General features: G+C 59.1%; 26 protein-coding genes. 10 read left to right on the top strand and 16 right to left on the bottom strand.

Features of this window, described 5'->3' with window-relative positions; translation table 11 throughout:
* Positions 1-2: 2 nt before the first annotated feature.
* The gene (locus ACF8YQ_RS03695) at positions 3-584 is read right to left on the bottom strand and encodes an LON peptidase substrate-binding domain-containing protein (protein WP_236955996.1); all 582 of its coding nucleotides are present in this window, start codon (positions 582-584) and stop codon (positions 3-5) included.
* Positions 585-628: 44 nt separating this feature from the next.
* Positions 629-1,882: an HDOD domain-containing protein gene (locus ACF8YQ_RS03690; RefSeq protein ID WP_224851127.1), complete on the bottom strand. Its 1,254-nt coding sequence runs from the start codon at positions 1,880-1,882 to the stop codon at positions 629-631.
* Between the two features lie 153 nt (positions 1,883-2,035).
* On the opposite strand from ACF8YQ_RS03690, the gene ilvD reads away from it, so the two are divergent.
* Entirely contained in the window at positions 2,036-3,871 is a 1,836-nt protein-coding gene (gene ilvD, locus ACF8YQ_RS03685; protein ID WP_224851126.1) for a dihydroxy-acid dehydratase, read from the top strand.
* Between the two features lie 66 nt (positions 3,872-3,937).
* Here the strand turns inward: ilvD and ACF8YQ_RS03680 are convergent, their stop codons facing one another.
* Both ACF8YQ_RS03680 and ACF8YQ_RS03675 read right to left on the bottom strand, forming a co-directional pair.
* A complete protein-coding gene (locus tag ACF8YQ_RS03680; protein WP_224851124.1) occupies positions 3,938-4,348 on the bottom strand; it encodes a peptidoglycan-binding domain-containing protein in 411 nt (136 codons plus the stop codon).
* 107 nt (positions 4,349-4,455) lie between these two features.
* On the bottom strand, positions 4,456-5,547 hold the full coding sequence (locus tag ACF8YQ_RS03675; RefSeq protein WP_022991975.1) for an AI-2E family transporter: 1,092 nt from the start codon (positions 5,545-5,547) through the stop codon (positions 4,456-4,458).
* A 130-nt stretch (positions 5,548-5,677) separates the two neighbouring features.
* On the opposite strand from ACF8YQ_RS03675, the gene ACF8YQ_RS03670 reads away from it, so the two are divergent.
* The 3 genes from ACF8YQ_RS03670 to ACF8YQ_RS03660 all read left to right on the top strand — a co-directional run bounded on the left by ACF8YQ_RS03670 (position 5,678) and on the right by ACF8YQ_RS03660 (position 7,397).
* Positions 5,678-6,028, top strand: a complete 351-nt coding sequence (locus tag ACF8YQ_RS03670) for a hypothetical protein (protein WP_014420653.1) — start codon at positions 5,678-5,680, stop codon at positions 6,026-6,028.
* Between the two features lie 98 nt (positions 6,029-6,126).
* Positions 6,127-6,375: a hypothetical protein gene (locus ACF8YQ_RS03665; protein ID WP_396622615.1), complete on the top strand. Its 249-nt coding sequence runs from the start codon at positions 6,127-6,129 to the stop codon at positions 6,373-6,375.
* 122 nt (positions 6,376-6,497) lie between these two features.
* Positions 6,498-7,397 (top strand): haloalkane dehalogenase, encoded by a 900-nt coding sequence (locus ACF8YQ_RS03660; protein WP_224851122.1) that lies wholly within the window; start codon positions 6,498-6,500, stop codon positions 7,395-7,397.
* Between the two features lie 18 nt (positions 7,398-7,415).
* On the opposite strand, the gene ACF8YQ_RS03655 is transcribed toward ACF8YQ_RS03660, so the two are convergent.
* Positions 7,416-8,204: an acyl-CoA thioesterase gene (locus ACF8YQ_RS03655; protein ID WP_396622614.1), complete on the bottom strand. Its 789-nt coding sequence runs from the start codon at positions 8,202-8,204 to the stop codon at positions 7,416-7,418.
* A gap of 198 nt (positions 8,205-8,402) precedes the next feature.
* On the opposite strand from ACF8YQ_RS03655, the gene ACF8YQ_RS03650 reads away from it, so the two are divergent.
* The gene (locus ACF8YQ_RS03650) at positions 8,403-9,929 is read left to right on the top strand and encodes a DEAD/DEAH box helicase (protein WP_022991977.1); all 1,527 of its coding nucleotides are present in this window, start codon (positions 8,403-8,405) and stop codon (positions 9,927-9,929) included.
* A gap of 19 nt (positions 9,930-9,948) precedes the next feature.
* Here the strand turns inward: ACF8YQ_RS03650 and ACF8YQ_RS03645 are convergent, their stop codons facing one another.
* The 4 genes from ACF8YQ_RS03645 to ACF8YQ_RS03630 all read right to left on the bottom strand — a co-directional run bounded on the left by ACF8YQ_RS03645 (position 9,949) and on the right by ACF8YQ_RS03630 (position 13,100).
* On the bottom strand, positions 9,949-10,440 hold the full coding sequence (locus ACF8YQ_RS03645; protein ID WP_396623272.1) for a dihydrofolate reductase: 492 nt from the start codon (positions 10,438-10,440) through the stop codon (positions 9,949-9,951).
* A 227-nt stretch (positions 10,441-10,667) separates the two neighbouring features.
* On the bottom strand, positions 10,668-11,507 hold the full coding sequence (locus ACF8YQ_RS03640; RefSeq protein WP_396622613.1) for a thymidylate synthase: 840 nt from the start codon (positions 11,505-11,507) through the stop codon (positions 10,668-10,670).
* Positions 11,504-12,292 (bottom strand): prolipoprotein diacylglyceryl transferase, encoded by a 789-nt coding sequence (gene lgt / locus ACF8YQ_RS03635; RefSeq protein WP_023011442.1) that lies wholly within the window; start codon positions 12,290-12,292, stop codon positions 11,504-11,506. Before lgt ends, ACF8YQ_RS03640 begins: the two co-directional genes overlap by 4 nt.
* Positions 12,293-12,302: 10 nt before the next feature.
* Positions 12,303-13,100 carry a sulfite exporter TauE/SafE family protein gene (locus ACF8YQ_RS03630; protein WP_023011441.1) on the bottom strand — a complete coding sequence of 266 codons (798 nt, stop codon included), beginning with the start codon at positions 13,098-13,100 and terminating at the stop codon, positions 12,303-12,305.
* Positions 13,101-13,192: 92 nt separating this feature from the next.
* On the opposite strand from ACF8YQ_RS03630, the gene ACF8YQ_RS03625 reads away from it, so the two are divergent.
* From ACF8YQ_RS03625 to dxs, 4 genes are all read left to right on the top strand, one after another.
* Positions 13,193-13,966: an NRDE family protein gene (locus tag ACF8YQ_RS03625; protein WP_396623271.1), complete on the top strand. Its 774-nt coding sequence runs from the start codon at positions 13,193-13,195 to the stop codon at positions 13,964-13,966.
* Positions 13,967-14,024: 58 nt separating this feature from the next.
* Complete coding sequence (locus ACF8YQ_RS03620) at positions 14,025-14,282, top strand: exodeoxyribonuclease VII small subunit (protein WP_011785895.1); 258 nt, start codon at positions 14,025-14,027, stop codon at positions 14,280-14,282.
* Entirely contained in the window at positions 14,282-15,178 is an 897-nt protein-coding gene (gene ispA / locus ACF8YQ_RS03615) for a (2E,6E)-farnesyl diphosphate synthase (protein WP_396622612.1), read from the top strand. The genes ACF8YQ_RS03620 and ispA overlap by 1 nt, the downstream gene beginning before the upstream one ends.
* Before the next feature lie 120 nt (positions 15,179-15,298).
* Positions 15,299-17,230, top strand: a complete 1,932-nt coding sequence (dxs, locus tag ACF8YQ_RS03610) for a 1-deoxy-D-xylulose-5-phosphate synthase (protein ID WP_396622611.1) — start codon at positions 15,299-15,301, stop codon at positions 17,228-17,230.
* A 43-nt stretch (positions 17,231-17,273) separates the two neighbouring features.
* On the opposite strand, the gene ribA is transcribed toward dxs, so the two are convergent.
* The 6 genes from ribA to ACF8YQ_RS03580 all read right to left on the bottom strand — a co-directional run bounded on the left by ribA (position 17,274) and on the right by ACF8YQ_RS03580 (position 24,643).
* Entirely contained in the window at positions 17,274-17,885 is a 612-nt protein-coding gene (ribA, locus tag ACF8YQ_RS03605; RefSeq protein ID WP_014420644.1) for a GTP cyclohydrolase II, read from the bottom strand.
* A gap of 132 nt (positions 17,886-18,017) precedes the next feature.
* Positions 18,018-18,500 carry a cyclic pyranopterin monophosphate synthase MoaC gene (moaC, locus tag ACF8YQ_RS03600; RefSeq protein WP_396622610.1) on the bottom strand — a complete coding sequence of 161 codons (483 nt, stop codon included), beginning with the start codon at positions 18,498-18,500 and terminating at the stop codon, positions 18,018-18,020.
* 87 nt (positions 18,501-18,587) lie between these two features.
* The gene (locus ACF8YQ_RS03595; protein ID WP_396622609.1) at positions 18,588-19,577 is read right to left on the bottom strand and encodes a Nudix family hydrolase; all 990 of its coding nucleotides are present in this window, start codon (positions 19,575-19,577) and stop codon (positions 18,588-18,590) included.
* A complete protein-coding gene (argJ, locus tag ACF8YQ_RS03590; RefSeq protein WP_396622608.1) occupies positions 19,558-20,775 on the bottom strand; it encodes a bifunctional glutamate N-acetyltransferase/amino-acid acetyltransferase ArgJ in 1,218 nt (405 codons plus the stop codon). The genes ACF8YQ_RS03595 and argJ overlap by 20 nt, the downstream gene beginning before the upstream one ends.
* 101 nt (positions 20,776-20,876) lie before the next feature.
* The gene (secA, locus tag ACF8YQ_RS03585; protein ID WP_396622607.1) at positions 20,877-23,615 is read right to left on the bottom strand and encodes a preprotein translocase subunit SecA; all 2,739 of its coding nucleotides are present in this window, start codon (positions 23,613-23,615) and stop codon (positions 20,877-20,879) included.
* Positions 23,616-23,704: 89 nt separating this feature from the next.
* Positions 23,705-24,643 (bottom strand): M23 family metallopeptidase, encoded by a 939-nt coding sequence (locus tag ACF8YQ_RS03580; protein WP_396622606.1) that lies wholly within the window; start codon positions 24,641-24,643, stop codon positions 23,705-23,707.
* A gap of 231 nt (positions 24,644-24,874) precedes the next feature.
* Here ACF8YQ_RS03580 and ACF8YQ_RS03575 point away from each other — a divergent pair, with 231 nt between their 5' ends.
* Positions 24,875-25,324, top strand: coding sequence for a DUF721 domain-containing protein (locus tag ACF8YQ_RS03575; RefSeq protein ID WP_396622605.1), 450 nt, complete (start codon positions 24,875-24,877; stop codon positions 25,322-25,324).
* An 11-nt stretch (positions 25,325-25,335) separates the two neighbouring features.
* On the opposite strand, the gene lpxC is transcribed toward ACF8YQ_RS03575, so the two are convergent.
* Positions 25,336-26,250: a UDP-3-O-acyl-N-acetylglucosamine deacetylase gene (gene lpxC / locus ACF8YQ_RS03570; RefSeq protein ID WP_011785905.1), complete on the bottom strand. Its 915-nt coding sequence runs from the start codon at positions 26,248-26,250 to the stop codon at positions 25,336-25,338.
* Positions 26,251-26,353: the final 103 nt, after the last annotated feature.

Genomic DNA, 26,353 nt, shown 5'->3' with positions numbered 1-26,353 from the left:
CGTCAGCCGCCCTGCTCCAGCGCTTCCAGCAACTGTTGCAGTCGGTCAAGTCGCTCGAGCGGATCCTGCAGCTCCGCCAGCCGCTGTTTTTCCTGCTTATCCAGCGGCAGCAATTCGGTCAGTCTCCAGCCAATATGGCGGGCATCGTCGTAATCCACGTCCATCTCCAGATCCTTGACCACCGGATGCCGGAACAGCGCGCGCAAGACCGAGGGCAACTCGTGGTAACGTTCCGGCACATCGCTCTCGGCCTCGGCAATCAGGCACTCCACATCGCCAACATTGAGGCCATCTTCCTGCTGCCAGCTGCGGACGACGGACACCTTGCAATCACCCTCAACCGTAATGCCCAGCAGACCATTATCCAGTTGCTGGAAATCGATGATCCGCACGTAGGTGCCCATGTCGTAGAACGAGGCCCGGGCTTCGGTCTCGACACCTTCTCGCAACAAAACCACCACAAAACCGCGATCCTCCTTCAGGCAACGGGTGAGCATGTCGATATAACGGGGCTCGAACAGCTGCAGGGGGATTCGCCCCCCGGGCAGGATGATTGAATTCAATGGAAACAGCGGTACGTTCATAAGTTTTTCAGTCACTACTGGCCAGGCTCCTGCTGCGGCTTGGTCTATCGAATCGAAAGAAGCTTCTGCACTTCATCCACCCGTTCCCGGGCCTCACTCAGCAGTTGCAGGCTTCTGGAAGCATTCAGTTCCAGCTCGCCCAGCCGGCGCCATGCCGGCACCTGATCAAAGGCTGGAAGCCCCTCATTCTGGCTGGAGCCAATCATCGAATGCAATTGGGCAACAATCACCACATCAACCAGTTGGGGCGCAGTTTCCCGGCACTCATGATGCCAGTCTTGCGCATGGCGCACCGCCTCCACGAAGGCTTTCGGGAACGCCCAGTTCTCAAGTACCGCGCACCCGACATCGGCGCGGAGTTCGTCGATAGCATGGTGCAGGTTTCTGTCATCGGCGAACAGATTGACGTGGTGCTCCGCCTGCACCAGCACAGGAACCACCCCGATATCATGCAGTAACCCCGCCAAAAGCGCTTCTTCAGGGTCAATACGTGTGGCGTGGTCCGCCAGCACCCAGCACAGCGCTGCCACCTCCCGGGAATGGCGCCATAGCTGCTCCATTTCTTTCTGCAATGCCGCCCGACGGGTCTTGAACACCTCGCGCATGGCGAACACCGTCACTAATTGCCGGGTGGTACGCATGCCCAGCCGAACCACAGCCTCACGCACATTGCGGACATCGCTGAAACCGCGATAGAGCGGACTGTTGCAGGAACGTACCAGCTTGGCCGCCATGGCCGGGTCTGCCGACACCGCGGAAGCGACCTCGGTGGCCGACGAGTCATCCCTATCCACCACCCGCCGGACTTTCCAGGCCACATCCGGCACACTCGGCAACTGGACCTGATTGGACCGCAGCTCAGAGTAGAACTCCATCAACAGATGGTGCTCTTCGCTCTGGTCTTCGTCGTGATCCGACGAGTCCATTTCCACCTGGGAAATGGGCGCCGCCCGCAGCATCTGGTTCAGCACTTCCTGCTCGATCACCAGAAACTCGCAGGGTTTGACTGCAGTAACGTCATACATCCGGGGCTGCAGACGGGCTACTGGATTGAGAGCTTTGTCGGTCTCAGCCTCAATGGTCGACTTACGACCATCAACCGATTGCAGCTCCACGGCGCCGGAAATCAGAAAATAATCCAGACCATCCCGAACGCCCCGTTCCATGACCCTCTGCCCTGGTCTATGGGTTCTGCGCTCAGCCCGGCTGGCCAACAACACAAGCTGATCGTCCGTCAGACGGCCCAAAGGCTGAAAACTTTTAAGACGACGTAATGGCAGGCTTTCCTGGCCGCCCATAGGCAGACTCCCCTGAACTGCTGGATAATAAACGGTCATCACATGTTACGTATTGTAATCACCACTCAGGAAAAGGGCCATGCGAGCGGCGTCGAATCTGTTATCCTTTGGTCTTTCACTTTATCCGATAACCTAGGGAGAGAACCGCCTACCATGCCCCAGTATCGTTCCCACACCTCTACTGCCGGCCGCAATATGGCCGGTGCCCGCGCCCTCTGGCGTGCCACCGGCATGAAGAACGAGGACTTCGGCAAACCCATCATCGCCGTTGCCAACTCCTTCACCCAGTTTGTGCCCGGGCACGTTCACCTGAAAGACCTGGGCCAGCTGGTTTGCCGCGAGATCGAAGCGGCCGGCGGTGTTGCCAAAGAGTTCAACACCATTGCTGTGGATGATGGTATCGCCATGGGGCACGATGGCATGCTTTACTCCCTGCCGTCGCGGGAAATCATCGCCGACTCGGTGGAATACATGGCCAACGCCCACTGCGCCGATGCGCTGGTGTGCATCTCCAATTGCGACAAGATTACCCCGGGTATGCTAATGGCCGCCATGCGCCTGAACATTCCCACCATTTTTGTTTCCGGCGGCCCGATGGAAGCCGGAAAAACCAAGCTTTCTGAACACAAGCTCGACCTGGTGGATGCCATGGTCATCGCCGCCGATCCAACGGCGACCGATGAGATGGTCGAGGAATACGAACGCAGCGCCTGCCCCACGTGCGGTTCCTGCTCCGGCATGTTCACCGCCAATTCCATGAACTGTCTGACCGAAGCCATCGGCCTGGCCCTGCCCGGTAATGGCTCCATGCTGGCCACCCATGCCGACCGGGAACAGCTGTTCCTGAAAGCCGGTCGCCAGATTGTGGAGAATGCCAAACGCTATTACGAGCAGAACGATGCCAGCGTTCTGCCGCGCAGCATCGCCTCCGTGGAAGCATTCGAGAACGCCATGACCATGGACATTGCCATGGGCGGCTCCACCAACACCATCCTGCACCTGTTGGCTGCGGCCCAGGAAGGCGGTGTTGAATTCTCCATGGCCGACATCGATCGCTTGTCCCGCAAGGTCCCTCAGCTTTGCAAAGTCGCCCCCAACTCTCCCAAGTACCACATGGAAGACGTGCACCGCGCCGGCGGCATCATGGGCATTCTGGGTGAACTGGAGCGCGGCGGCCTGATCAACGTCGACCTGCCCACGACTCACAGCAAAACCATGCGTGAAGCCCTGGAAACCTGGGACATCATGCGCTCGCCAACACCCGAAGTGATCGAATTCTACAAAGCCGGCCCAGCCGGTATTCCGACTCAGACAGCCTTCAGCCAGAGCACCCGCTGGCCAAGCCTCGATGGCGACCGTGAAGACGGCTGCATCCGCTCCGTGGAACACGCTTATTCTTCAGAAGGCGGTCTGGCGGTACTGTATGGCAATATCGCCCAGGATGGCTGCGTGGTGAAAACCGCGGGCGTTGATGAAAGCATCTACGTCTTCGAGGGCAAGGCCCGGGTCTTCGAAAGCCAGGATTCCGCCGTGGCCGGCATTCTGGGTGACGAGGTCAAGGCCGGTGATGTGGTGATCATTCGCTACGAAGGGCCAAAAGGCGGCCCCGGCATGCAGGAAATGCTCTACCCGACCAGCTACCTGAAATCCAAAGGTCTGGGCAAGGACTGTGCATTACTGACCGACGGCCGTTTCTCCGGCGGCACTTCAGGGCTCTCCATCGGCCATGCTTCGCCGGAAGCTGCTGCCGGCGGCGCGATTGGTCTGATTGAGGATGGCGATACCATTCTGATCGACATCCCCAACCGATCTATCAATGTTCAGGTCAGTAAGGAAGAACTGGCACAGCGACGTGAAGCACGCGACGCCAGGGGCTGGAAACCGGAGTTACCGAGGGACCGGAAGGTATCCGCCGCCCTCAAAGCCTACGCACTGCTGGCCACCAGTGCCGATAAAGGTGCGGTTCGGGATTTGAGCAAGCTGGACTGAATCTGGACCACAAAAAAGCCCGCAAAGTGTTTGCCTTGCGGGCTTTTTTTATCCGGGGACTGGCGTTTACCAGAGCGACCAGCCACCATCTTCGTCTTCTTCGATGGTGTCTTCGGCAGAAGACTCGGTCTCAGCTGGAGCCGGTTCTTCCGGTGCCGCCTGCGCAGTTGCCGCCGGCGCAGACTGGCCCGCATCAGCGGCCGCCTGCTGCACGGTGATCAGCCCCAGAGCACGCTCGGTTTCCTCGTTCAGAATACCGGTTGCCTCAAGGCCGTTGTCTTTCTGGAAGCGGGTCAGTTCCGCCCGGGTCTTGTCATCCATGCTCGGGCTGACATTGGTGATGTCGTAACCGGCGCCATAAAGCGCGTGCTTGAGCGCGACCACTTCATTGGCCTGGGCAACGGGTGCCAGGCCCAGCAGGGCGACCGTTCCGACCGCCAGCACCGTCCTGCCGATGTGACGGGTGACTGTTTTCATGGTTCTCACCTGATCTACTCCTGGATATCTCTGTGACATCTGCTGTTCTGTTTTTATAGTGTGGCGCCTTCCTCTACGTATCAGCGCTTCCTAGACCATAACATAATTTAATCTTCGCGGGCCGGACCATTCTCGGGATTTGCCGGATCGGCATAGTGATACTGGCCAAATTCACGGATAAAAATGCCCCAGAACGCCATGAACAACGCCGCCACCAGCGGACCCATGACAAAACCATTGATGCCGAACATAACAATGCCGCCCAGGGTGGACAAAAGCACGAGATAGTCCGGCATTTTGGTGTCCCGCCCTACCAGCACAGGCCGGAGCAGGTTATCCGCCAGACCAATCACCACTACCCCATAGGCGGTCAGAATGATGGCCGGCACAATGTCCCCCACGGCAGCCAGATAGATGGCCGCCGGCACCCAGACAATCGCAGCCCCGACGGCTGGCAGCAATGAGACGATGGCCATGACCACCCCCCACAGCAAGGCTCCGGTAATGCCAAGTATCCAGAAGATTATGCCACCAAGCGCACCCTGAATGATGGCGATCAGCAGGTTACCCTTGACCGTGGCACGGGTGACTTCCGCGAATTTGGCAAACAACAGGCGCTCACGCTCATCACCCAGCGGCAAGGCGCGAATCATCAGCTCTATCAGTTTCTGGCCATCACGAATCAGGAAAAAGGCCAGGTAAACCATCAGAGCCAGCCCCAGAAAGAACTGAAAGGTGTTCTGCCCGATGCCCAGGGCCTGCTTGGCCAGAAACTGACTCCCCCCCAGAAAGGCATTAACGGCGCGGTCCCTCAGATCCGCAAAATTGATGTCAAACTGGGCCAGAAAGGCCTGGATGGCAGGAAACGACTGGTTAACCTGATCAATGTATTCCCCCGGCCGGATCTCTCCGGCCTGGATCTTCTGGTAGATCCCCATACCTTCCGCGATCAGCGCCGCGCCCAGTACCAGCACCGGAATCACCACGATCACCATACACACGAACAGTGTAATCAGGGCGTTTAGTGTCGGCCGGTCGCCAAGTCTGCGTACCAGCAACTGCTGCACCGGATGGAAAATCAGCGCAATGGCCACCGCCCAGAAGATCGGGCCAAAGAACGGCTTCATCAACAGAATGAACGCAAGCGACACACCGAGCAGCATCGCCAGAAAAGTCCGTGTTTCAAGTTTTGCGTACATAGTTAAACAATTCCTGTCCAGAACATGCCCATCGGGGCTGATAGGGAAAGCAGACTACCACGATAGCGTGGCCAGTGTAGTGGGGTTCGCGTTATAGTGGTTGGTTATCGATCAGCCAACAATACAGGTTATGTGGTTGGAAGCAGACAACTTTACCGTGGAGAGCGCGCTGGAGGCCGCACTGGAACTGCAGAAAGTGCTGGCAGCCCGAACCCATCGTCGCAAGGTGATGGGCCAGGAGGTACTCGTGCCCGGCCAGTTGGGCGAGGCCCTGCACCTGCCCAGAACCATCAGCCGCCTGAGTGGCAAGCAGCAACGATTGCGGGATCGCGGCCTGGAGGATTTCCAGGAGCTCTGGCCCACGCTGTCTGAATACACTCGCCAACGGGTTCTGGACGGACTTGGCTGGTACGACCCCAAGCAACTCGACTGGGAGGACAAGCGCTCCAACCGCCGGCCGTTGGTCGATCCTGACGCCTGATACGTACAACTGCGGAAGCCGAAGTGCAGGGCCCAGGCCCGGACTGACTTTGAAATGTCACACTTCGCCCTTACTGTGATCTGATCAGGAGGATAACTATGACAGACAACAACCATTACACTGCCATCCTGGCCCAGGGGAGCGCCGTGCCCACCCTGTTGTGCGGGCATTGCCATTCCATTCTCTCCCGCGCCAGAATTTTCCGTAACCAGGGCGACACCCATCAGGCCATTGAGTGCAACACCATCGGCCTGTGCTCCGCGGACGATTGCGGCGCGGTGAACTGCTGCGACGAGGCTCTGGCCCAGGTGGAAAACCCAGAACGCCTGTTTGACATCGCATCCTGATTCAAACTGGCAACGCTCTGTTACGCAACTCAAACACACAAAATTCCCATCTGATTTATCCTGACCTTCGACGATTGTCGTACCGATAATCACGCAACCACTCAGTCAGGACAGTCGATGGCATGCGTATTCTGAGAACCGACGAAGCCCGCTTCGCAGGCCTCCCGGATTACCCCTTTTCAGCACACTATCTGGATGTTGAGCCAGGTCTTCGGATGCACTATGTAGACGAAGGGCCCGCCCACGCAGACCCAGTGGTGATGCTTCACGGGGAGCCATCCTGGTCCTATCTCTACCGGCACATGATTCCGCTTGTCGCCGAAGCGGGCCATCGGGTGCTGGCGCCCGATCTGATTGGTTTTGGCAAGTCAGACAAACCCGCCGATGTCAGCGACTACAGTTATGACAGCCACATGCGCTGGCTGACCCACTGGCTTGAAACACTGGACCTGACCAACGTCACGCTGGTGTGTCAGAACTGGGGCTCACTGCTGGGATTAAGGCTGGCGGCAGAGCATCATCGTCGGTTCAGCCGGATCATTGTCGGCAACGGCATGCTGCCAACGGGGGACACCCGGGTACCGGTCGTCTTCAGACTCTGGAAGGCGTTTGCCAGCCATAGCCCCTGGTTTCCGATAGGCCGGATTGTCCAGCTTGGTACCGAACGGTCACTAAGCCCGGCCGAAATAGCCGCCTACGAGGCGCCCTTCCCGACACCGGATTACAAAGCCGGTGCCCGGGCGTTCCCGGCACTGGTGCCAACCTCACCCAACGACCCGGCCAGCGCCGCCAACCGGGAGGCCTGGCGCGTGCTGGAAAAATGGCGCAAACCCTTTATCACCTGCTTCAGCAGCGGCGACCCGATTACCCGGGGTGGCGACCGTTATATGCAGCGGCGAATCCCCGGAGCCTTCGGCCAGCCCCATATCACCCTCAACGGCGGACATTTCCTGCAGGAAGATTCCCCCCGACAGTTTGCCCGGGTCATTCTGGACGCGCTCAAAGCCGAGATGGCGGCCTGATAGCCAGGCCCGCCTCACTCAGCCGAAGACTGTAACCGTTTGCCGGCTCAGGGCCACCAGTTCACCGGCCGGGGTCCAGATACCAGCATGAGTGTGACCATATCCGGCGCCAGCCTGGTCGATGGTTGCCCGGTACAGCAGCCAGTCATCCGGCTTCATGGCAGGCCGGGGATGGACAATCTCCAGCGCCCAGCTCAGGGAACTGGCTGGCGCCGGCCCCTTGAGATGCGGCAACAGCGCCGGTGGCCAGGCATCTACCAGAGCAACAATGTGGGCGTCGGTCATAGTCTCCGGGGCTTCCCGGAACTTCATCCAGCCCCCCATTTCGCGCCCGCCCTTACCGGAGAATGGCATATGGCCAAACGCCCAGCGCATTTCGATATGCCGGGTAAACTCCGGCGTCACTTTCGGGATATACGGAAGTGACTGGCATTGCTCTACCGGCACCGCTTCCGGCGCCGATGTCGGCGCCACTCGGACAGCAGACTCACGGTCGCCCCCGAAACTGGCCAGACAGACAAGGCGGGGCTCGCCATTCTGAAGGATCCGTCCCTGGACCTGGGATACTGCCTTGCCTTCACGCAGGACTTCGGCCTCAACACGGGCCGGCACATCCGGCTCTACGGGGCCGACAAAAGACACCTGAAGAGCCCGCATGGCGCGATCATCCGCCACTTTTGATGCCATCACCTCAAACACCAGGGCCGCGACCAGGCCGCCGAACGTGGCGCGTCCCTGGCCCCAGTCTGACGGTATCACCACTTCGCCGTTATTCCGGACATCACCGAGAAGGTCATCGAACGTCATTTGTTTTAGATCCTGTTCATTAGCCTGCAAACCGGTAAGACTGCACCACTTGTCGAAGCCTGACAATAGGCCGGCCCCGGCAACTACCTATCGATTGCCTGGCAATAGTCGTATAAAAACCACCCCAAACAGACTATAATGCGCCAAAATCATGCATTGCCTTTGCAGTGCGATACCCTCCGAATACCGAGTACATTCATGTCAGAATTGTCTTTTGCCGAACTGGGGCTGGATCCAGCAGTACTGGAAGCCGTCTCCGCCGTTGGCTATGAAACCCCGTCGCCCATCCAGGCGCAATCCATCCCTGCTCTGCTGGCCGGCAACCACCTGTTGGGCGTCGCCCAGACAGGCACCGGCAAGACCGCAGCCTTCGCCCTGCCATTGCTGAGCCGGATTGATGCTAACGTGGCCGAGCCACAGATTCTGGTGCTGGCCCCTACCCGGGAGCTGGCGATTCAGGTCGCGGAAGCGTTTACCACCTACGCCAGCAAGTTCCGCAATTTTCATGTTCTGCCAATTTACGGTGGCCAGGATTTCTCACCACAGATTCGCGGCCTGAAGCGTGGCGCCCAGGTTATTGTGGGCACACCTGGCCGCATGCTCGACCATCTGCGCAAGGGCACCCTGAAGCTGGACGGCCTGAAGGCACTGGTACTGGACGAAGCCGACGAAATGCTGCGCATGGGCTTCATTGATGACGTGGAAGCCATCCTGGCGAAGACGCCGGACACCTGCCAGCGCGCGCTCTTCTCGGCCACCATGCCGCCACAGATCAAGAAAGTGGCCCAGACTTACCTGAAAAACGCTACCGAAGTAAGAATCGAGAGCGAAACCCGCACGGTTGAACGCATCGCTCAGTTTGTGCTGCCGGTCTACGCCGAGCGCAAGCTGGATGCGCTGACCCGTATTCTGGAAGTTGAGCCTTTTGACGCCTCGATCATTTTCGTGCGCACCAAGGCCGAAACCACCATGCTGGCAGAAAAACTGTCCGCACGCGGCCACGCTGTGGCGCCCCTGAGCGGCGACCTGAACCAGCGCCAACGCGAACAGACCGTTGAAGATCTCAAGCGTGGCAAAAAAGATATCATCATTGCCACCGATGTCGCCGCCCGTGGTCTGGACGTGCCCCGGATTACTCACGTTATCAACTACGACGTGCCCTACGACACCGAGGCGTACATCCACCGGGTTGGCCGTACTGGCCGTGCCGGCCGTACCGGCAAGGCTATCCTGCTGGTGACTCCGCGTGAGCGCAGCTGGCTGCGCACTCTGGAGCGGGCCACCAACTCCCCGATGGAACCTTACCAGTTGCCGTCACCTGCCGCCCTGCAGAAAATGCGGGTAGAGCAGTTTGAGGCGCAACTGCTGGGCTTCACCGACGATCCTCGCGCTGCCAAGGCCATCGCCCTGCTGGATGAGATCGCCGAGCGTAACGACATGGACATGGCCGCCATCGCCGGCGCCATGGCTTGCCTGCTGGAAGCTTCCCAGCCAGACTCTCTGCCGCTGGAACAGCCGGAAGCACTGCCGGAGATTTCCGCCGCGCCCCGCCGGGACCGTAAAGGCCCGCCACCAGGCAAAGGCGGTTTCCGCAAAGGCGGCCCTGGCAAGAAGTTCAGCAAGGATGGCAAACCCGGCTTCCGCAAGAGCGGGCCGAAAGGTGGCAAGCCCGCCGGCAAGGGCGGCAAACCTGCAGGAAAAGGCCCCAAGCGCGCGCCGCGCTGAGGCCTGATTGGCTAGCCGGTCATTCTGACCGGCTACGCTGGTATACGACAAAGCTGTAGTCGTAAGGATTGTTGTCAGACGCAGAAAAATCTTCGCGCCCGATCTCTTCCCACTCGTCCCAGTTCACTTCCGGAAAGAAGGCATCTCCGTCCACCTCTGCGTGCACCTGGGTGATGTATATCCGGTCAACCATTGGCAGCGCTTCGGCATAGATCTGGCCTCCGCCAATAATCATCACTTCATCACCACCTTCCAACTCCGCCTGGGCTTCGGCTTTCACCAACGCTTCGTTCAGCGACGCTGCGGCAACGGTTCCGGCTGGCGCCTGCCATTCCGGATTTCTGGAAATCACCACGTTCATCCGTCCGGGCAAGGGGCGGCCAATGGAATCCCAGGTCTTTCTGCCCATGATGATGGGCTTGCTCATGGTGGCCTGCTTGAAGTAGCGCAGATCACCCGGCAGATACCAGGGCAGCTTGTTATTCCGGCCGATCACCCGGTTTCGGGCCATGGCTACGATCAGTGCCTTTCTCACGCTTCTGTACCTCTCATATTGTGCCCTGCCGCCGCTTACCGCTTGCTTGGGTTTGGCGGGGGAAAGGGTAAGGCTTTCCAAAAAACGCTCCTTACGGCAAATCCATGTGGCGCTTCTGCTCCGCCATCCATGGCTCCGCAAATTTTTGGAAAGCCTTACCCTGTCCCCCGCCCCCCAACTTGAGCGTATGCCGTCTTTAGAACTCAGATTGCTATAGGGGCCTTAATCACCGGGTATGGCTCATAGCCTTCGAACTCGAAGTCTTCCAGTTCGTAATCGAAGATGGATTCAGGTTTGCGCTTGATGACCAGCTTCGGCAGCGGCCGCGGCTCACGCTTCAACTGCTCGAATACGATGTCGTCGGTCAGGTGGTTGCTGTACAGGTGGCAGTCGCCGAAGGTGTGGACGAACTCACCTACCTCCAGGTCACACTGCTGGGCAATCATGTGGGTCAGCAGGGCATAGCTGGCGATGTTGAAAGGCACCCCCAGGAACAGGTCGGCGCTGCGCTGGTAGAGCTGGCAAGACAACTTGCCGTCGGCGACATAGAACTGAAACAGACAATGGCAAGGCGCCAAGGCCATGCGCCCCTCGCGCACGTTGTCCTGCGGACTGATGGACTCATCCGGCAGCTCGGCCGGGTTCCAGGCGGAGACGATCAGGCGGCGGGAGTTCGGTTTTGTACGAATCTGCTCGATCACCTCGCTGATCTGGTCAATCACGCGGCCGTCATGGCATTGCCAGCTGCGCCACTGCTTGCCGTAGATCGGCCCCAGATCGCCGTTTTCCAGCGCCCACTCATTCCAGATGCTGACTTTGCGTTCTGCCAGCCAGGTGTTGTCGGTGGAGCCCTTGAGGAACCACAGCAGCTCATAAATGATGCTGCGCAGGTGAACCTTCTTGGTCGTCACCAGCGGGAAGCCGTCCTGCAGATTGAAACGCATCTGGCGACCGAACACCGAGCGGGTGCCCACGCCGGTGCGATCACCTTTGTCGAATCCGTTGTCGACAACATCTTGCATCAGGTCGAGGTAGGCTTTCATTGGGCGTTTCTCCGGTAAGCAAGGAACATCAGGGCGGCGCCGGCGGCGATCATGGGTGTAGAGAGCACCTGCCCCATCGTAAGCCAGTCAAAGGCCAGGTAACCCAACTGGGGATCTGGCTGACGAACGAACTCCACCAGGAACCGGAAGATGCCGTAGCAGACCAGAAACAGGCCGGACACCGCCATTTTCGGGCGGGGCCTCGAGGAGAACCACCAGAGAATCACGAACAGGGCCACCCCTTCCAGCGCAAACTGATATAACTGCGACGGGTGCCTGGCAAGGCTGTCTGGTGCCTGCGGGAAGACCATGCCCCAGGCTACGTCTGTCGGTTTTCCCCAGAGTTCGCCGTTGATGAAGTTGCCGATACGCCCGGCACCCAGCCCAACCGGGACCAAGGGCGCGACAAAATCGGCGATTTTCCAGAACCCGGCTCCGGTTTTGCGGCCATACCACCACATGGCCAGCATCACCCCCAGCAGGCCGCCGTGGAAAGACATGCCGCCTTCCCAGACCCGGAGCAACCAGAGTGGGTCCGCAATAAAGGCATCAAAGTTATAGAACACTACATAGCCAAACCGGCCACCGAGGATCACACCCAAAGCCATATAGAAAAGCAAATCACCCACCTGCTCTTCCTGCAGTGGCGACCAGGGCTTTCGGGACCGAAGGCGGCCCAGCCACCAGCCGGCGGCAAAACCGACCAGATAGGTCAGGCCATACCAGTGGATTTTCAACGGCCCAAGGGCGATCGCCACCGGGTCAAACTGTGGATGTTGCAGCATGAATGCTCTCTCAGCTCAGAAGAAACCGTAAACCAACCAGAACCAGCATAATGGCAAAGATGCGCTTGAGCAGGCGTCCATCCAGACGATGGGCCAGCCCGGCGCCGATGCGTGCAAAGAACACACTGGTGGCGACCACACCCACCAACGCCGGCAGGTAGATAAAACCAAGACTCAGCTCGGGCAGATGGGGATCCTGCCAGCCGGTCCAGATATTGGCCAGGGCGCCCGCAATTGCAATCGGGAAGCCGCAGGCCGCCGAAGTCGCCACCGCCTGCTGCATTTTGACGTTGCACCAGCTTAAATAGGGCACGGTCAGGGTGCCACCACCAATACCAAAGATGGCCGACGCCCAGCCAATGATGCCGCCGGCAGCACCCAGCCCGGTAGTGCCCGGAACATCCCGCCCCGGCTTCGGATTGACCTCGAGGATCATCTTCAGTGCCACCAGAATGACAAACACCCCGATAATGGTTTCCAGCACCGGGCCGCTCAGCATCGCCGCGGTCCAGGCACCAAGCACGGCACCGACCACAATACCAACGGTCATGGGGCGAAACAGATCCCAGCGCACCGCGCCATGCTGGTGGTGTGTGCGGATGGAACTGATGGAGGTGAACACAATGGTGGCCAACGACGTACCGACGGCAAGGTGGGCAGCAATCTCCGGGCTGATGCCCTGTAGCCCGAAACTGAAGATCAGCACCGGCACAATCACCAGCCCGCCACCAATGCCAAACAGACCGGCCATGGTGCCCGCCAGTGCGCCCAATAAAAGATACAGTATGATGATGCCTATCATGCTCATGGTTACAGACCACCCCGGCTCAGATCAGGCTGGTATGATACGCAGGAATGCCAGCAACTTCAGCCCACGCATCCAAGGAATTCCGCTCACCCATGTGCCTAATTGCCTTTGCCATCGGCCAGAACCCCCGTTTTCCCCTGGTGGTTGCTGCCAACCGGGATGAATTCTTCCGCCGCCCCACGGCCGCCATGGACTGGTGGCAGGCGGACAACGGCCAGCGTTTGCTGGCCGGAAGAGACCTGGCCTCTGGCGGCACCTGGCTGGCCATCCGCGCGGACGGTCAGGTCGCCGCCGTCACCAATGTGCGGGAGGGCAGCCCGGAAACCGGGCGCGCCAGCCGGGGCGAGCTTCCCGTTCGTGCGCTGGCAGAACCCACCAGCGCACTGGGCGCCGCTCTGAACCGCGAGCCTGATCGGTACGCCGGCTTTAACCTGGTGTCTCTGACAGAACGCGGTGGCTGGTATTACAGTAACCGCGACGCGCACCCCGGGCGCCAACTATTCCGTGGCAGCTTTGGTCTGAGCAACCATCTTTTACAGACACCCTGGCCCAAACTGCTGCGCCTGAGAACGGCCTTTGCCTCCGCGGTTGAAGCGGCGAGCGACCGTACCGAGGCTTTGCACGCCGAGCTCCTGCCCCTGCTTCAGGACACCAGCCCGGCACCCGACGCCATGCTTCCCGATACCGGTGTGGGACTTGAGACCGAACGGTTTTTATCGTCACCGTTCATTGTCGGCAGCGACTACGGCACACGAGCCACTACCATCGTTACGCTGGACGCACAGGGCGAAGTCAGGGTGACAGAACAGTCCTGGGGGCCCAACGCCCAGACACTGGAAAAACGGCAATTCAGCTGGCAGCGATAGCAAACTGACTCTGATATAATCCGCGCAATTTCCGAAACACCCGACGGGAGGTCACCCCATGGCCGGCGAGAACACCAGCAGCGCTTCCATAGCCGACTTTGAGAAATCCCTGAACGAACTGGAACAACTGGTTCGTGACCTGGAACAGGGCGAGCTGTCCCTGGAACAATCCCTGGCGGCTTTCGAGCGCGGCGTCAAACTGACACGGGAATGCCAGAGTGCCCTGAAATCCGCCGAACAGCGGGTTGAGCAGTTGGTACAAAACAGTGACGGCACACTGGAAACCCGGCCTTTCTCGGCAGACGACGAGCAGTGATGGATCATCGCATCCGCCAGGCGGAGGCCTATCTGGACCAGTGCCGCCACCAGGTTGATCGGGAGCTGGACCGCTGCCTTGCCCGCAACGCCACTTCAGAACGGCTCCAGGAAACCATGCGCTACAGCGTGCTGGGCGGCGGCAAACGGGTACGCCCTGCCCTGTGCATAGCGGCCGCCCGGGCTATGGGCAGCCACGAAAGCACGGCCCTGGCGCCAGCCTGCGCCCTGGAGCTGATTCACGCCTATTCCCTGGTCCACGATGACCTGCCGGCCATGGACGATGATGATCTTCGCCGGGGCCGACCAACCGCCCACATTGCCTTTGACGAAGCCTCTGCCATTCTGGCCGGGGACGCGTTGCAAACACTGGCATTTGCGTTGCTGTCCGATGCGCCGGCGTTGTCAGATCGACAACGCGTGGCCATGATTTCAGAGCTGGCCCGCGCCAGTGGTCATCAGGGTATGGTTGGCGGTCAGGCCATTGATCTGGAATCGGTGGGGCGGCAACTGAGCGTAGAACAACTGGAAGCCATGCACCGGCACAAAACCGGCGCCCTGATCGAAGCCAGTGTTCGTCTGGGCGCACTCACTTCCGAAACCGTGACCGAAAGCCAGCTGACCAACCTGGCCGATTACGCCAGCGCGCTGGGGCTTGCGTTTCAGGTGCAGGATGATCTTCTGGACATCGAGGGCGACACCGAGATTATCGGCAAGCGCCAGGGCTCCGATGTGGCCAAGGCGAAACCAACGTATCCGGCATTACTGGGTATCGACGGGGCACGCCAGCACCTGGCCCGGCTTCTTGATGAAGCCCTGGGCGCACTGGAGAGCTTCGGCCCGGAAGCGGACACCCTCAGGGCCATGGCTGACTACGTGGTGGCGCGCAGCCACTGAACCATTTCAAGGCCAAGCATCACCATTTTGTAACAACTGGCCCGGGATGTATGAAACCGGGCCGCCTGTTCCCTTATAATGCCAGCCATAGAACCCACATTCCGATAAAGACCCGAGCTGATGCAGGACACATACATTTTCAGGGAAATCCCGTCGCAGCGACCCAATACGCCGTTGCTCGACCGGATAGACGTGCCATCCCAGCTGCGTGAACTGCCAGCGGAGGACTTGCCCCGGCTGGCCAGGGAATTGCGAGCGTTCTTGCTGTGGTCAGTGGGCCAGACCGGTGGTCATTTCGGCGCTGGCCTTGGCGTGCTCGAACTGACGGTGGCCCTGCACTACGTTTTCAATACCCCCGAAGACCGGCTGGTATGGGACGTCGGCCACCAGGCCTATCCCCACAAGATTCTGACCGGTCGCAAGGAACAAATGGGCAGCATTCGCCGTAAAGGAGGCCTGGCCGGCTTCCCGAAACGGGCAGAGAGCGAGTACGACACCTTCGGCGTAGGTCATTCGAGCACATCCATCAGCGCGGCACTGGGCATGGCAATCGCCGCCCGGATGCAGAACACCGGCCGCAAGAGCATTGCCGTTATCGGGGATGGTGCCATGACCGCGGGTATGGCCTTTGAAGCCCTGAATCATGCCGGACACCTTCATGCCAACATGCTGGTGGTGCTGAACGACAACGACATGTCGATTTCACGCAACGTCGGCGGGCTTTCCAACTATTTCGCCAAGCTGCTCTCCAGCCGTACCTACAATCAGGTGCGCGACAGCAGCAAGAAGGTGCTCAAAGGCACTCCTCACCTGATGGCCCTGGCAAAGAAAACCGAAGAGCATTTCAAGGGTATGATTGCGCCCGGCACGCTGTTTGAGGAGCTGGGGTTCAACTATATTGGCCCCATCGACGGCCACGACCTGCCCTTGCTGGTCGAAACCCTGGAGAACATCCGTGAGCTGGAAGGCCCGCAGTTCCTGCACGTGGTCACAACCAAAGGCAAAGGTTTTGCCCCTGCCGAAGCGGACCCGATTGGCTACCATGCCATCAACAAGATTGAACCGGTGCCCGCCAGCAAGCCGGAACCGGTGAAGCCGAAACCGGCCAGCCCGAAATACGCCAACGTCTTCGGGCAGTGGCTATGCGATGCCGCCGAACAGGATAGCCGGGTAGCCGGAATTACCCCCGCCATGTGCGAGGGTTCAGACCTGCTGGCCTTTTCAGAGCGTTTCCCGGATCGCTATTTTGATGTCGCCATTGCCGAGCAGCATGCCGTCACCCTGGCGGCAGGTCTGGCTTGCGATGGTGCCAAGCCGGTCGTGGCCATTTACTCAACCTTCCTGCAGCGGGCCTATGACCAGCTGGTGCATGATGTCGCCATCCAGAATCTGGATGTCCTGTTTGCCATTGATCGTGCGGGTCTGGTCGGCGAAGATGGCCCCACCCATGCCGGCGCCTTCGACATCAGCTATCTGCGCTGCATTCCCAACATGCTGGTGATGACTCCGTCGGACGAAAACGAGACCCGGCAGCTGCTTCACACCGGCCTTGAATACTGCGGCCCGGCCGCCGTTCGCTACCCCCGGGGTACCGGGCCCGGTGCCGAAATCCAGCAGCAACTCACCCCGCTGCCCATCGGCAAGGGCCGGCGCGTGCGCGACGGTAGCCGTATCGCCATCCTCAACTTCGGCACCCTGCTGGCGCCGGGGCTGGAGGCTGCGGAAGCCCTGGGCGCCACGGTCGCCGACATGCGCTTCGTCAAGCCTCTGGATGAGGCTCTGGTACTGGAACTGGCGGAAACCCACGACTTGCTGGTCACACTGGAAGAAAACGTTGTTGCCGGTGGCGCCGGCAGCGCGGTGACGGAATTCCTGAATGCCCGCCAGGTCTCCATGCCGGTGTTACAACTGGGGCTACCGGATGCGTTCGTTGAGCACGGTCAGCACAAGGAATTACTGCGGGACTGTGGGCTGGATGCAGACGGTATTCGTCGCAGCATTGCCCGTCGAATGGAGCAGCTCGGATACCCGACAGTGGTGGCTGCTAAATAACTCGGGAAGGAAGGCGGATCAGCACTGATCCGCCAGAGATCCATCAGACCGGGTCGTCGTCCTGGTGGGTTTCCAGCCAGTGCCCCAGCTTGCTCTGTTTGGTGTTCAGGTAGTGCTCATTGTGCGGGTTGCGGCCCACATGCAAAGGCACGCGCTCGGCAATGTTGATGCCGTAGGATTCCAGCGCCTTCACCTTGCGCGGATTGTTGGTCATCAATCGCAGGCTTTTGATGCCCAGGTGCTCAAGCATGTCCTTACACATGCTGTAATCCCGGAGATCTGCACCAAAGCCCAGGCGCTCATTGGCTTCCACGGTGTCGGCGCCCTGATCCTGCAGACGATAAGCCCTGATCTTGTTCAGCAACCCGATACCACGGCCTTCCTGACGCAGGTACATCAGAATACCCCGACCCTCCCGGGCGATACTGCGCAACGCTTCTTCCAGCTGGTAACCACAGTCACAACGCATGCTGTACAGGGCGTCGCCAGTTAAACATTCGGAGTGGGTTCGTGCCAGCAGTGGTTCTGCGCTATCAATGTCCCCCAACGTCAGCGCCACATGCTCCTTCCCGGTGTCCGGCTCCTCAAAGCCGTGCATATCAAACACACCAAAGGGGGTGGGCAAACGGCAGGTTTCAATGTAACGAACAGCCACTGTGTTTCCTCGTGGTTCGGACAAATTGGGCGGGCATTCTATCATGCGGCTGCTTGCCTGGCGTAGTGTCGACACGGTTCCCCTCCGGTTTATGCGGTACCCGAAAGGTTACGGTCGTTGCCGGGCTTCAGATCATTGGCCTTTGGCCTGCCAGTGGCCGGAGCGGCCGCCTTTCTTTTCCAGCAGGCGCAGATTATCGATCACCATGCCTTTGTCGACCGCCTTGCACATGTCGTAAATGGTCAGGGCGGCCACACTCGCGGCCGTCAGCGCTTCCATCTCAACACCGGTCTGACCGGCCAGTTTGCACCGGGTCTCGATTGCCACCGATGCGCCATCATCGCCAGCCCTCAGTTCGACTTTCACGGAGGTCAGGTTAAGCGCATGGCACAGGGGAATCAGGTCGTGGGTTCGTTTGGCAGCCATGATGCCGGCAATTCGGGCCGTCGCCAGCACATCGCCCTTGGGATGCTCACCCTCCAGAATCATTCTCAGGGTTTCCGGAGCCATCCGGACACAGGCCTCGGCTCTGGCCTCGCGTTCCGTCACCGATTTGTCGGTGACATCTACCATTCGGGCTTCACCCTTGTCATCCAGATGGGTCAGTTTAGTCACAGAATGCTCCGATTGATCTGTTGAAGAGGTTACTTTGGCATGGCACGAGCCCGGTTGGTATCCGTAATCGCCCCGGGCCACAGACGGCTACCACCAGAAACCGATACCAGCCACGCCCTGGCCACCAAGCGCGCGGGCCCGGGACTGGTGCTCAGGCCCCAGACCGCCGATACCGTAAACCGGCACCTTTGCCGTTGCAGCCAACGCCTGAAAAGCAGGCCACCCCATTCCGGCCTGACCAGGGTGGCTGGGCGTCTCCAGCACATTACCCAGGACCACATAATCCGCCCCCAGACTCTCTGCATGGCGCAATTGCTCGGCACTATGACAAGATACGCCCAGCCAGTAATCGCCGCGGACAGGGCGCTCTGAATGCCGCTGCGCCTCGCGCCAGGGCAGGTGAACGCCTTGGGCTTCTGGCGCTGACCGACACAGGTCTGCCGGCCCATGCAGAATCAACCCGACGCCCCTTTCCCGGCTCACGTCCAGAGCCGCTGCTGCCAGCTCCAGGTACGCCGCCCCGGGGAGTGTCGGAGCGCGTAACACCACCAGTGAATCCGCCTGCCCCCGGTCGAGCGCGGCGCCGAGTCTGGCCAGGCCTGCCGGCGCTTCCTCAATCGTTCCGGTAATCGCAAGCCGGTGGGGCAATCGCAGCGCCCTGATGATAGGCCGGTTGGCGGCAGGAAACTCTTCGTCCTTGAGCGCCTCCGGAGCCAGCCAGCTGACCGGCTGGCCTTCTTTGCCCTCCGGCTCGCCCTGAGCCGAGTGGCTTGACCAGACATCAAGAAACACACACTTGTCGCCGTAGTCGTGACGTATGCCAATCACCGGCTCCAGGCTGTCCTCAGTCAGAACCAGCCCGGTCTCTTCGGCGATTTCCCGACACAGTGCCTGCTGGACGGTTTCTCCGGGCTCGACCTTACCACCCGGAAACTCCAGCAAACCGCCCTGATGGGCTGTGTCCGGGCGCCTTGCAATCAGGACACGACCATCGCGAACGATCACGCCCACCGCTACATGAACAGCCTTACGGTTAGCGGAAAGACCCTCGACAGACTCAGGTACGGTATTCGGCATTGATGGTCACGTAATCATGGGAAAAATCACAGGTCCAGACCGTTTCCCGGACATTGCCCCGTTTCAGATCAATCGCAATAGTGATCTCTTCCTGATCCATCACCGCCTGACCCCGAGCCTCGGAGTAGTCGTCGGCACGGCCACCGTTGCGCACCAGGCAGACATCGCCCAGGTAGATTTCAAGGGCATTGAGGTCCAGATTCTCCACACCGGCACGACCAACGGCCGCCAGGATACGCCCCCAGTTCGGGTCTGACGCGAACAGAGCGGTTTTCACCAGCGGGGAGTGCGCAACGGTATAGGCTACATCAAGCGCTTCTTGCTGGCTGGCTGCGCCGCTGACATCAATGGTGACGAATTTGGTAGCCCCCTCGCCATCCCGGACAATGGCGTGGGCCAGTTCCAGGTACACGTCCTGCAAGGCCGCCCGCAGTTCCGGCAGCAGCGGGCTGTCGGCGGTAATCTCAGGCCCGCCATACTGGCCACTGGCCATCAGCATGCAGGCATCATTGGTGGAGGTGTCGCCGTCAATGGTAATGCGGTTGAACGACTTCTCGCCGAGCTCAGAAGCCAGCGTTTGCAGTACCTCCGGCGCAAGACGGGCATCGGTGGCGATAAAGCCGAGCATGGTGGCCATGTTGGGGCGAATCATACCCGCGCCCTTGCTGATTCCGGAAATGGTTACCCGGTGGCCATCCAGATCCAGCTGCCGCGAAGCGCCTTTAGGGCGGGTATCGGTGGTCATGATGCCGGATGCCGCCTCTGCCCAGCGGTCTTCCCGGGTTTCGGCCAGAGCTGCAGGCAGCGCACTGACGATCTTGGCAACCGGCAACGGCTCTCCAATCACCCCGGTAGAAAACGGCAATACCTGGCTGGCAGAAATGCCCGCCTCTTTCGCCAGCGCCTCGCAGCAGGCCGCGGCGTCCGTCAGGCCCCGTTCGCCGGTACCGGCGTTGGCATTGCCGGTATTGATCAACAGATATCGCGGAGCATCCTGGGACAGGTGGCGGCGACTAAGGACCACTGGGGCCGCACAGAACTGGTTGCGGGTAAAAATACCCGCTACCCGGGTTTCCGGCGCCAGCTCAAACACCACGATGTCTTTTCTGCCGGGCTTTTTGATCCCCGCACTGGCTATGCCCAGCTTGATTCCCGCCACCGGGAAGAAATCGGGTAAGGTTCCGGGACCTACCGCCATGCCTGTCTCCTTGATTTTTCCTGATCTTCAAACGACAGAACCCGCAAGCGCCAGCGCACTGGCGAATTGCGGGTTCTGGTTTCCGGCTACTCGGTGGCTGATCAGCTCACCTTTCCGCAGCATTGCTTGTATTTTTTGCCAGACCCGCAGGGACAAGGCTCGTTACGGCCGACCTTGCGCTCCTGGCGGACAAAGGTCTCCGGGGTTGCCTGCTGGCCCTGCTGGCCATCGTCACCCTCGCCTTCTGCCTGGGCGGCACTGGCCTGCTCGTGACGGAGTTTGGCGCGCGCCATTTCCCGCTCCAGCTCTTCCTTGCGTCGACGTTCGATTTCCGCCATTTCTTCCTGGCTCTGAACCCGCACGTGGCACAGCACCCGGGTAACGTCACGCTTCATGGTATCGAGCATGGTTTCGAACAGGTTAAACGCCTCGCGCTTGTATTCCTGCTTCGGGTTCTTCTGAGCGTAGCCACGCAGATGGATACCCCGGCGCAGGTGATCCATGTTGGACAAATGCTCCTTCCACAGGGTATCCAGCACCTGCAGGAACACCTGCTTCTCAAACTTGCGCATGGCCTCGGAACCGGCCACTTCTTCCTTGGCCTTGTACTCAGCCACAATGGCGTCGAGAATCTTCTGGCGAAGATTGTCTTCATACAGTTTATTGTCGTCCTTCAGCCACTGCTGGATGGGCAGCTCAATCGCCATCTCGGACTGCAACTGAGCCTCCAGCCCCTGCACATCCCACTGTTCGGGCATGCTTTGCGGCGGAATAAACTCACTGACCACCGAATCCACCACGTCTTCACGGATGGTATCGATCATCTCGGAAATGTCGTTGGACGCCATCACCTCGTTGCGCTGCTCGTAAATGACCGTACGCTGATCGTTGGCCACATCGTCGTATTCAAGCAGCGTTTTACGCATATCGAAGTTGCGGCCTTCGACCTTGCGCTGCGACTTTTCAATGGCATTGGTGACCATCCGGTGCTCGATGGCTTCACCTTTCTTCATGCCCATGGCCTGCATCAGATTCTTCACGCGCTCCGGCGCAAAGATCCGCATCAGGTTGTCCTCCAGCGAGAGGAAGAATCGGGAAGAGCCCGGATCCCCCTGACGACCGGCACGACCCCGGAGCTGGTTATCAATCCGGCGGGACTCGTGGCGCTCGGTACCGATGATGTGCAAGCCACCGGCGTCCAGTACCTGGTTGTGGCGCTCAGTCCACTCCGCCTTCATGCGAGCCACTTCCTCTTCCGAGGGATTATCCAGGGCCGCAACTTCGTACTCCCAGTTGCCACCGAGGACAATATCGGTACCCCGACCCGCCATATTGGTGGCGATGGTAACCGCACCCGGGCGCCCTGCCTGGGCAATAATCAAGGCTTCCGATTCGTGCTGTTTGGCGTTCAGGATCTTGTGGTCAATGCGCGCCTTCTTCAGCAGCATGGACAGAAGTTCGGAGGCTTCGATGGACGCGGTGCCCACCAGAATGGGCCGCCCTTCTGCGGTCACATCCTTGATTTCGTCGATGATAGCGTGGAACTTCTCTTCCTGGGTCAGGTACACCAGGTCATTGTAATCAATCCGCTGAATAGGCTTGTTCGGCGGAATAACCACCACGTCCAGGCCGTAGATCTGGCGGAATTCGAAAGCTTCGGTATCGGCGGTGCCGGTCATACCGGCCAGCTTGTCATAGAGACGGAAATAGTTCTGGAAGGTAGTCGACGCCAGCGTCTGACTTTCGGCCTGAATCTTGAGACCTTCTTTTGCTTCAATCGCCTGATGCAGACCTTCGCTCCACCGGCGACCAGGCATGGTCCGGCCAGTGTGTTCATCTACGATCACCACCTGACCGCCCTGGACAATGTAATCCACGTCTTTCTGGAACAGGTGATGGGCGCGAAGCGCCGAGTGCACATGGTGCAGCAGGCTCAGGTTGGCAGCCGAATACAGGCTTTCGCCCTCCTTCAGCAGGCCCTGACCAAGCAGCAGATCTTCAACCTTCTCATGACCGGATTCAGTCAGTTCAACCTGACGGGATTTCTCATCAATGGTGAAGTCACCGGAGGATTCACCTTCCTCGCTCACCTCGCCTTTCTCAAGACTCGGCACCAGAGCATTGACGGCCTGATACAGTTTGGAAGAATCCTCAGCGGCACCGGAAATAATGAGCGGTGTACGGGCCTCGTCGATCAGGATGGAATCCACTTCGTCGACAATGGCGAAGTTAAGACCGCGCTGAACCTTGTCTTCAATACTGAAGGCCATGTTATCGCGCAGATAGTCGAAACCGAACTCGTTATTGGTACCGTAGGTGATATCGGCCTGGTAAGCAGCCCGCTTTTCTTCCTGTGGCTGGCCAGACGCCACTACTCCCACCTGCATGCCGAGGAAGCGGTACAGCTTGCCCATCCACTCGGCATCACGCCGGGCCAGGTAATCGTTCACCGTCACCACGTGCACGCCTTTACCGGGAAGCGCATTCAGGTAGACCGCGGCGGTAGCCACCAGAGTTTTCCCTTCACCGGTCTTCATTTCGGCAATTCGGCCCTCGTGCAGGGTCATGCCCCCGATGAGCTGGACATCGTAGTGGCGCATGCCCATCACCCGGCGGCTGGCCTCGCGCACCGTGGCAAAGACTTCCGACAGCAGGCTGTCCAGCGCTTCGCCTTCATCAAGCCTGCGCCGGAACTCAGCGGTCTTGCCTTGCAACTCGGTGTCAGACAACGCGCCAAACTGTTCTTCAAGTTCATTGATGCGCGCGACAACTTTGCGCATCCTCTTGATTTCTCTGGCGTTCTTACTGCCGAACATCTTGGTTGCAAGCTTTGTGAACATAGACCACTGCTTCTTCAGTTAAACGGAGGAAGCCGGCATTCTAACCTTATTTGGCGACAGGACGAAAGGCGGGGTTCACGGGAATGGAATCAGCGGCTTGCACGCTGGATGTATTTCACCGGATTTTCGGATTTACCATTGCGGATAACTTCAAAATGCACGTGGGGGCCGGTGGAACGACCGGTGCTGCCCATCAATGCAACAACCTGGCTTTTCTGCACCACATCCCCAACTTTAACCTTGATGGTCTTGGCGTGGGCATAACGGGTAATCAGGCCGTCGCCATGGTCGATTTCAACCAGATTTCCGTAGCCATAGCGCTCGTCGGCCCAGGTTACAACACCAGCCGCCACGGCAATAATGTCGCTGCCTTCCTTGCCTGCCAGATCAACACCGGCATGCCAGGTACGTTTTCCGGTAAAAGGATCCGAGCGGTATCCGTATTTGGACGAGAGCCAGCCCCAGGTGATCGGTCGCCCCTGCACATAGAGCTCATCTTCCAGCTTTTTGCGGGAAGCGACTTTATCGAGCAGGCGCAGTTGCTTTTCACGATCGTTGATCTGCTGTTCCAGCTGATTGATCATGTCCGTCAACTCGGGCGCGGTGTAGGAATCCCCGGGTAGCGCATCTTCTTCGGGGCCACCAACCGCCGCCGGCTTGTCAAAATTGAATTCATCGCTGGCGACCATGCCTGTTTCCACGAATCGCTGGCCGAGCGCATCCAGGCGCAGAAGACGGCCCTGGATCTGGCCCAGCCGCAGGGTCAGTGCATCAATCTGTTGCTGAACATTCTCACGAACCTGAGCGACTTCGTTCTTCTGGTCTTCCAGCTTCTCTTTCCAGCCGGCCACAAGCTCAGACTCGGTCGGCTCCCGGGCTTCAAACTGACTGAGCGCCACCTGGTAGCCAGCCCATCCGGCTGCCGCCAGCGTGGCCAACACCAGAAAGACCAGGCCACACAACAGCGGCCCATTCAGCGGTATTGCCCTGGACTGACCGTGGCGCTTGCCTACGAAAATTACGTTCATATCGTCTTTCGGTTTCATTGTTGAGCCGCAACCGTATCCCTGTAGTGCTGCGACCCGGAAATATTCCGAGCGGGTCTGCTATCCTTGGCAACAACTACGTACTGAATAATCGCAGCGCCCGGTAGACACTCTCACTCACGACAATGTAAAACGAGAGTCATAATGGCGCTACGCACAAAGCGTGCCGAAGTGTAACCAATCGTAAACAGGCTCGTCGAGAAAAAAGCGACCATGACGAAAAAAAATGATCAGAAAATGATCTTCGGCAAAGGGCCGGCAGGCAATAACACGCTGAAAGAGCTGATGTCCAAAGCCGAGTTACACCTTCAGGCCGAGCAACTGGTACTGGCGGCCATTCCCGCAGAACTGTCTGAGGGTACCCGATTCGTCAGCTGTCGGGAGGGTGAGCTGGTGCTGTCCACTGATAACGCCAGTAAAGCCACGCGACTGCGCTTCCGCCAGCACGAGATCATGTCGGCACTGAGGGAGAATGAACTGTTCCGCTACGTCTGGAAGGTCAGAATCAAGGTCAGCCCACCCAGATTCGCCAGCCGACGCAAACCGGTAAAAGAGCCGCTCAGCAAAGAAAATGCCCGGCTCCTCCAGGAGGAAGCCGGGCACACGAAGGATAAAGCTCTACGCGAGGTTCTCGAAAAACTCGCCAGCCACGTCCGGGATTAAGGCTTCCCGCCTTAACCCGCCGCCAGCACAGGTTTCATGTAAGAGATAGGCGCAGTGGCTTCATCATCGAAGGTCACTACTTCCCATGCATCTTCTTCTGCCCTGAGCTTGCGCAGCAGCTTGTTGTTCAGGTCGTGACCTGATTTGATACCACGGAATTCACCAATCAGGCTGTTGCCCAACAGGTAAAGATCGCCGATGGCATCCAGTACCTTGTGCTTGACGAACTCGTCATCGTAGCGAAGACCGTCCTCATTGAGGATCTTGTAGTCGTCCACCACAATCGCGTTATCCACACTGCCACCCAGTGCCAGGTTCATCGCCCGCAGCTTTTCGATATCACGCATGAACCCGAAGGTTCTGGCGCGGGACACTTCCTTCACGAAGGAGGTGCTGGAAAAGTCCACAGTCGCTGTCTGGGCACGGCCCTTGAAGACCGGGTGGTCGAAATCAATCCCGAAGCTCACCTTGAAGCCTTCAAACGGCAGGAAGGTGGCTTTCTTGTCGCCCTCCTCCACAGTGACTTCGCGCTTGATGCGAATAAAACGCTTGGCCGCTTCCTGCTCGGAGATTCCGGCAGACTGAAGCAGGAACACAAACGGCCCGGCGGAGCCATCCATGATCGGCACTTCTGCAGCACTGAGTTCGACAAAACAGTTGTCGATGCCGAGACCAGCCATGGCAGAGAGCAGATGCTCTACTGTCGCCACACGGACACCGTCTTTTACCAGCGTCGTGGACAGCATGGTCTCACCCACATTCTCCGCACAGGCACGGATTTCGACCATCGGGTCAAGGTCCGTGCGGCGGAAGATGATCCCCGTATCGACGGGTGCTGGCTTCAGGGTCAGGTAAACCTTTTCCCCGGAATGCAAGCCAACACCGGTCGCGCGGATGGTGTTTTTGAGTGTCCGTTGTCTGATCATCGGTTCATTATTCCGTCACAAAAAGTCGATATTCTGAGCAAAAAACTGCCCGGAGAATATCAGAATTCAAGACTGAGTACCATTTAACCAACATGACTTTACT

The sequence above is a fragment of the Marinobacter sp. W-8 genome (genome assembly GCF_044342215.1).
GTDB lineage: Bacteria > Pseudomonadota > Gammaproteobacteria > Pseudomonadales > Oleiphilaceae > Marinobacter > Marinobacter nauticus.
Note: the sequence above shows the minus strand (reverse complement) of the source record. Positions and strands in the feature narration are given on the sequence as shown.

Bases quoted from the DNA above. Each gene is read 5' to 3' on its own strand.
- ACF8YQ_RS03695 (WP_236955996.1), bottom strand. From the start codon at position 584: ATGAACGTACCGCTGTTTCCATTGAATTCAATCATCCTGCCCGGGGGG.
- ACF8YQ_RS03690 (WP_224851127.1), bottom strand. From the start codon at position 1,882: ATGGGCGGCCAGGAAAGCCTGCCATTACGTCGTCTTAAAAGTTTTCAG.
- ilvD (WP_224851126.1), top strand. From the start codon at position 2,036: ATGCCCCAGTATCGTTCCCACACCTCTACTGCCGGCCGCAATATGGCC.
- ACF8YQ_RS03680 (WP_224851124.1), bottom strand. From the start codon at position 4,348: ATGAAAACAGTCACCCGTCACATCGGCAGGACGGTGCTGGCGGTCGGA.
- ACF8YQ_RS03675 (WP_022991975.1), bottom strand. From the start codon at position 5,547: ATGTACGCAAAACTTGAAACACGGACTTTTCTGGCGATGCTGCTCGGT.
- ACF8YQ_RS03670 (WP_014420653.1), top strand. From the start codon at position 5,678: ATGTGGTTGGAAGCAGACAACTTTACCGTGGAGAGCGCGCTGGAGGCC.
- ACF8YQ_RS03665 (WP_396622615.1), top strand. From the start codon at position 6,127: ATGACAGACAACAACCATTACACTGCCATCCTGGCCCAGGGGAGCGCC.
- ACF8YQ_RS03660 (WP_224851122.1), top strand. From the start codon at position 6,498: ATGCGTATTCTGAGAACCGACGAAGCCCGCTTCGCAGGCCTCCCGGAT.
- ACF8YQ_RS03655 (WP_396622614.1), bottom strand. From the start codon at position 8,204: ATGACGTTCGATGACCTTCTCGGTGATGTCCGGAATAACGGCGAAGTG.
- ACF8YQ_RS03650 (WP_022991977.1), top strand. From the start codon at position 8,403: ATGTCAGAATTGTCTTTTGCCGAACTGGGGCTGGATCCAGCAGTACTG.
- ACF8YQ_RS03645 (WP_396623272.1), bottom strand. From the start codon at position 10,440: ATGGCCCGAAACCGGGTGATCGGCCGGAATAACAAGCTGCCCTGGTAT.
- ACF8YQ_RS03640 (WP_396622613.1), bottom strand. From the start codon at position 11,507: ATGAAAGCCTACCTCGACCTGATGCAAGATGTTGTCGACAACGGATTC.
- lgt (WP_023011442.1), bottom strand. From the start codon at position 12,292: ATGCTGCAACATCCACAGTTTGACCCGGTGGCGATCGCCCTTGGGCCG.
- ACF8YQ_RS03630 (WP_023011441.1), bottom strand. From the start codon at position 13,100: ATGAGCATGATAGGCATCATCATACTGTATCTTTTATTGGGCGCACTG.
- ACF8YQ_RS03625 (WP_396623271.1), top strand. From the start codon at position 13,193: ATGTGCCTAATTGCCTTTGCCATCGGCCAGAACCCCCGTTTTCCCCTG.
- ACF8YQ_RS03620 (WP_011785895.1), top strand. From the start codon at position 14,025: ATGGCCGGCGAGAACACCAGCAGCGCTTCCATAGCCGACTTTGAGAAA.
- ispA (WP_396622612.1), top strand. From the start codon at position 14,282: ATGGATCATCGCATCCGCCAGGCGGAGGCCTATCTGGACCAGTGCCGC.
- dxs (WP_396622611.1), top strand. From the start codon at position 15,299: ATGCAGGACACATACATTTTCAGGGAAATCCCGTCGCAGCGACCCAAT.
- ACF8YQ_RS03595 (WP_396622609.1), bottom strand. From the start codon at position 19,577: ATGCCGAATACCGTACCTGAGTCTGTCGAGGGTCTTTCCGCTAACCGT.
- argJ (WP_396622608.1), bottom strand. From the start codon at position 20,775: ATGGCGGTAGGTCCCGGAACCTTACCCGATTTCTTCCCGGTGGCGGGA.
- secA (WP_396622607.1), bottom strand. From the start codon at position 23,615: ATGTTCACAAAGCTTGCAACCAAGATGTTCGGCAGTAAGAACGCCAGA.
- ACF8YQ_RS03580 (WP_396622606.1), bottom strand. From the start codon at position 24,643: ATGAACGTAATTTTCGTAGGCAAGCGCCACGGTCAGTCCAGGGCAATA.
- ACF8YQ_RS03575 (WP_396622605.1), top strand. From the start codon at position 24,875: ATGACGAAAAAAAATGATCAGAAAATGATCTTCGGCAAAGGGCCGGCA.
- lpxC (WP_011785905.1), bottom strand. From the start codon at position 26,250: ATGATCAGACAACGGACACTCAAAAACACCATCCGCGCGACCGGTGTT.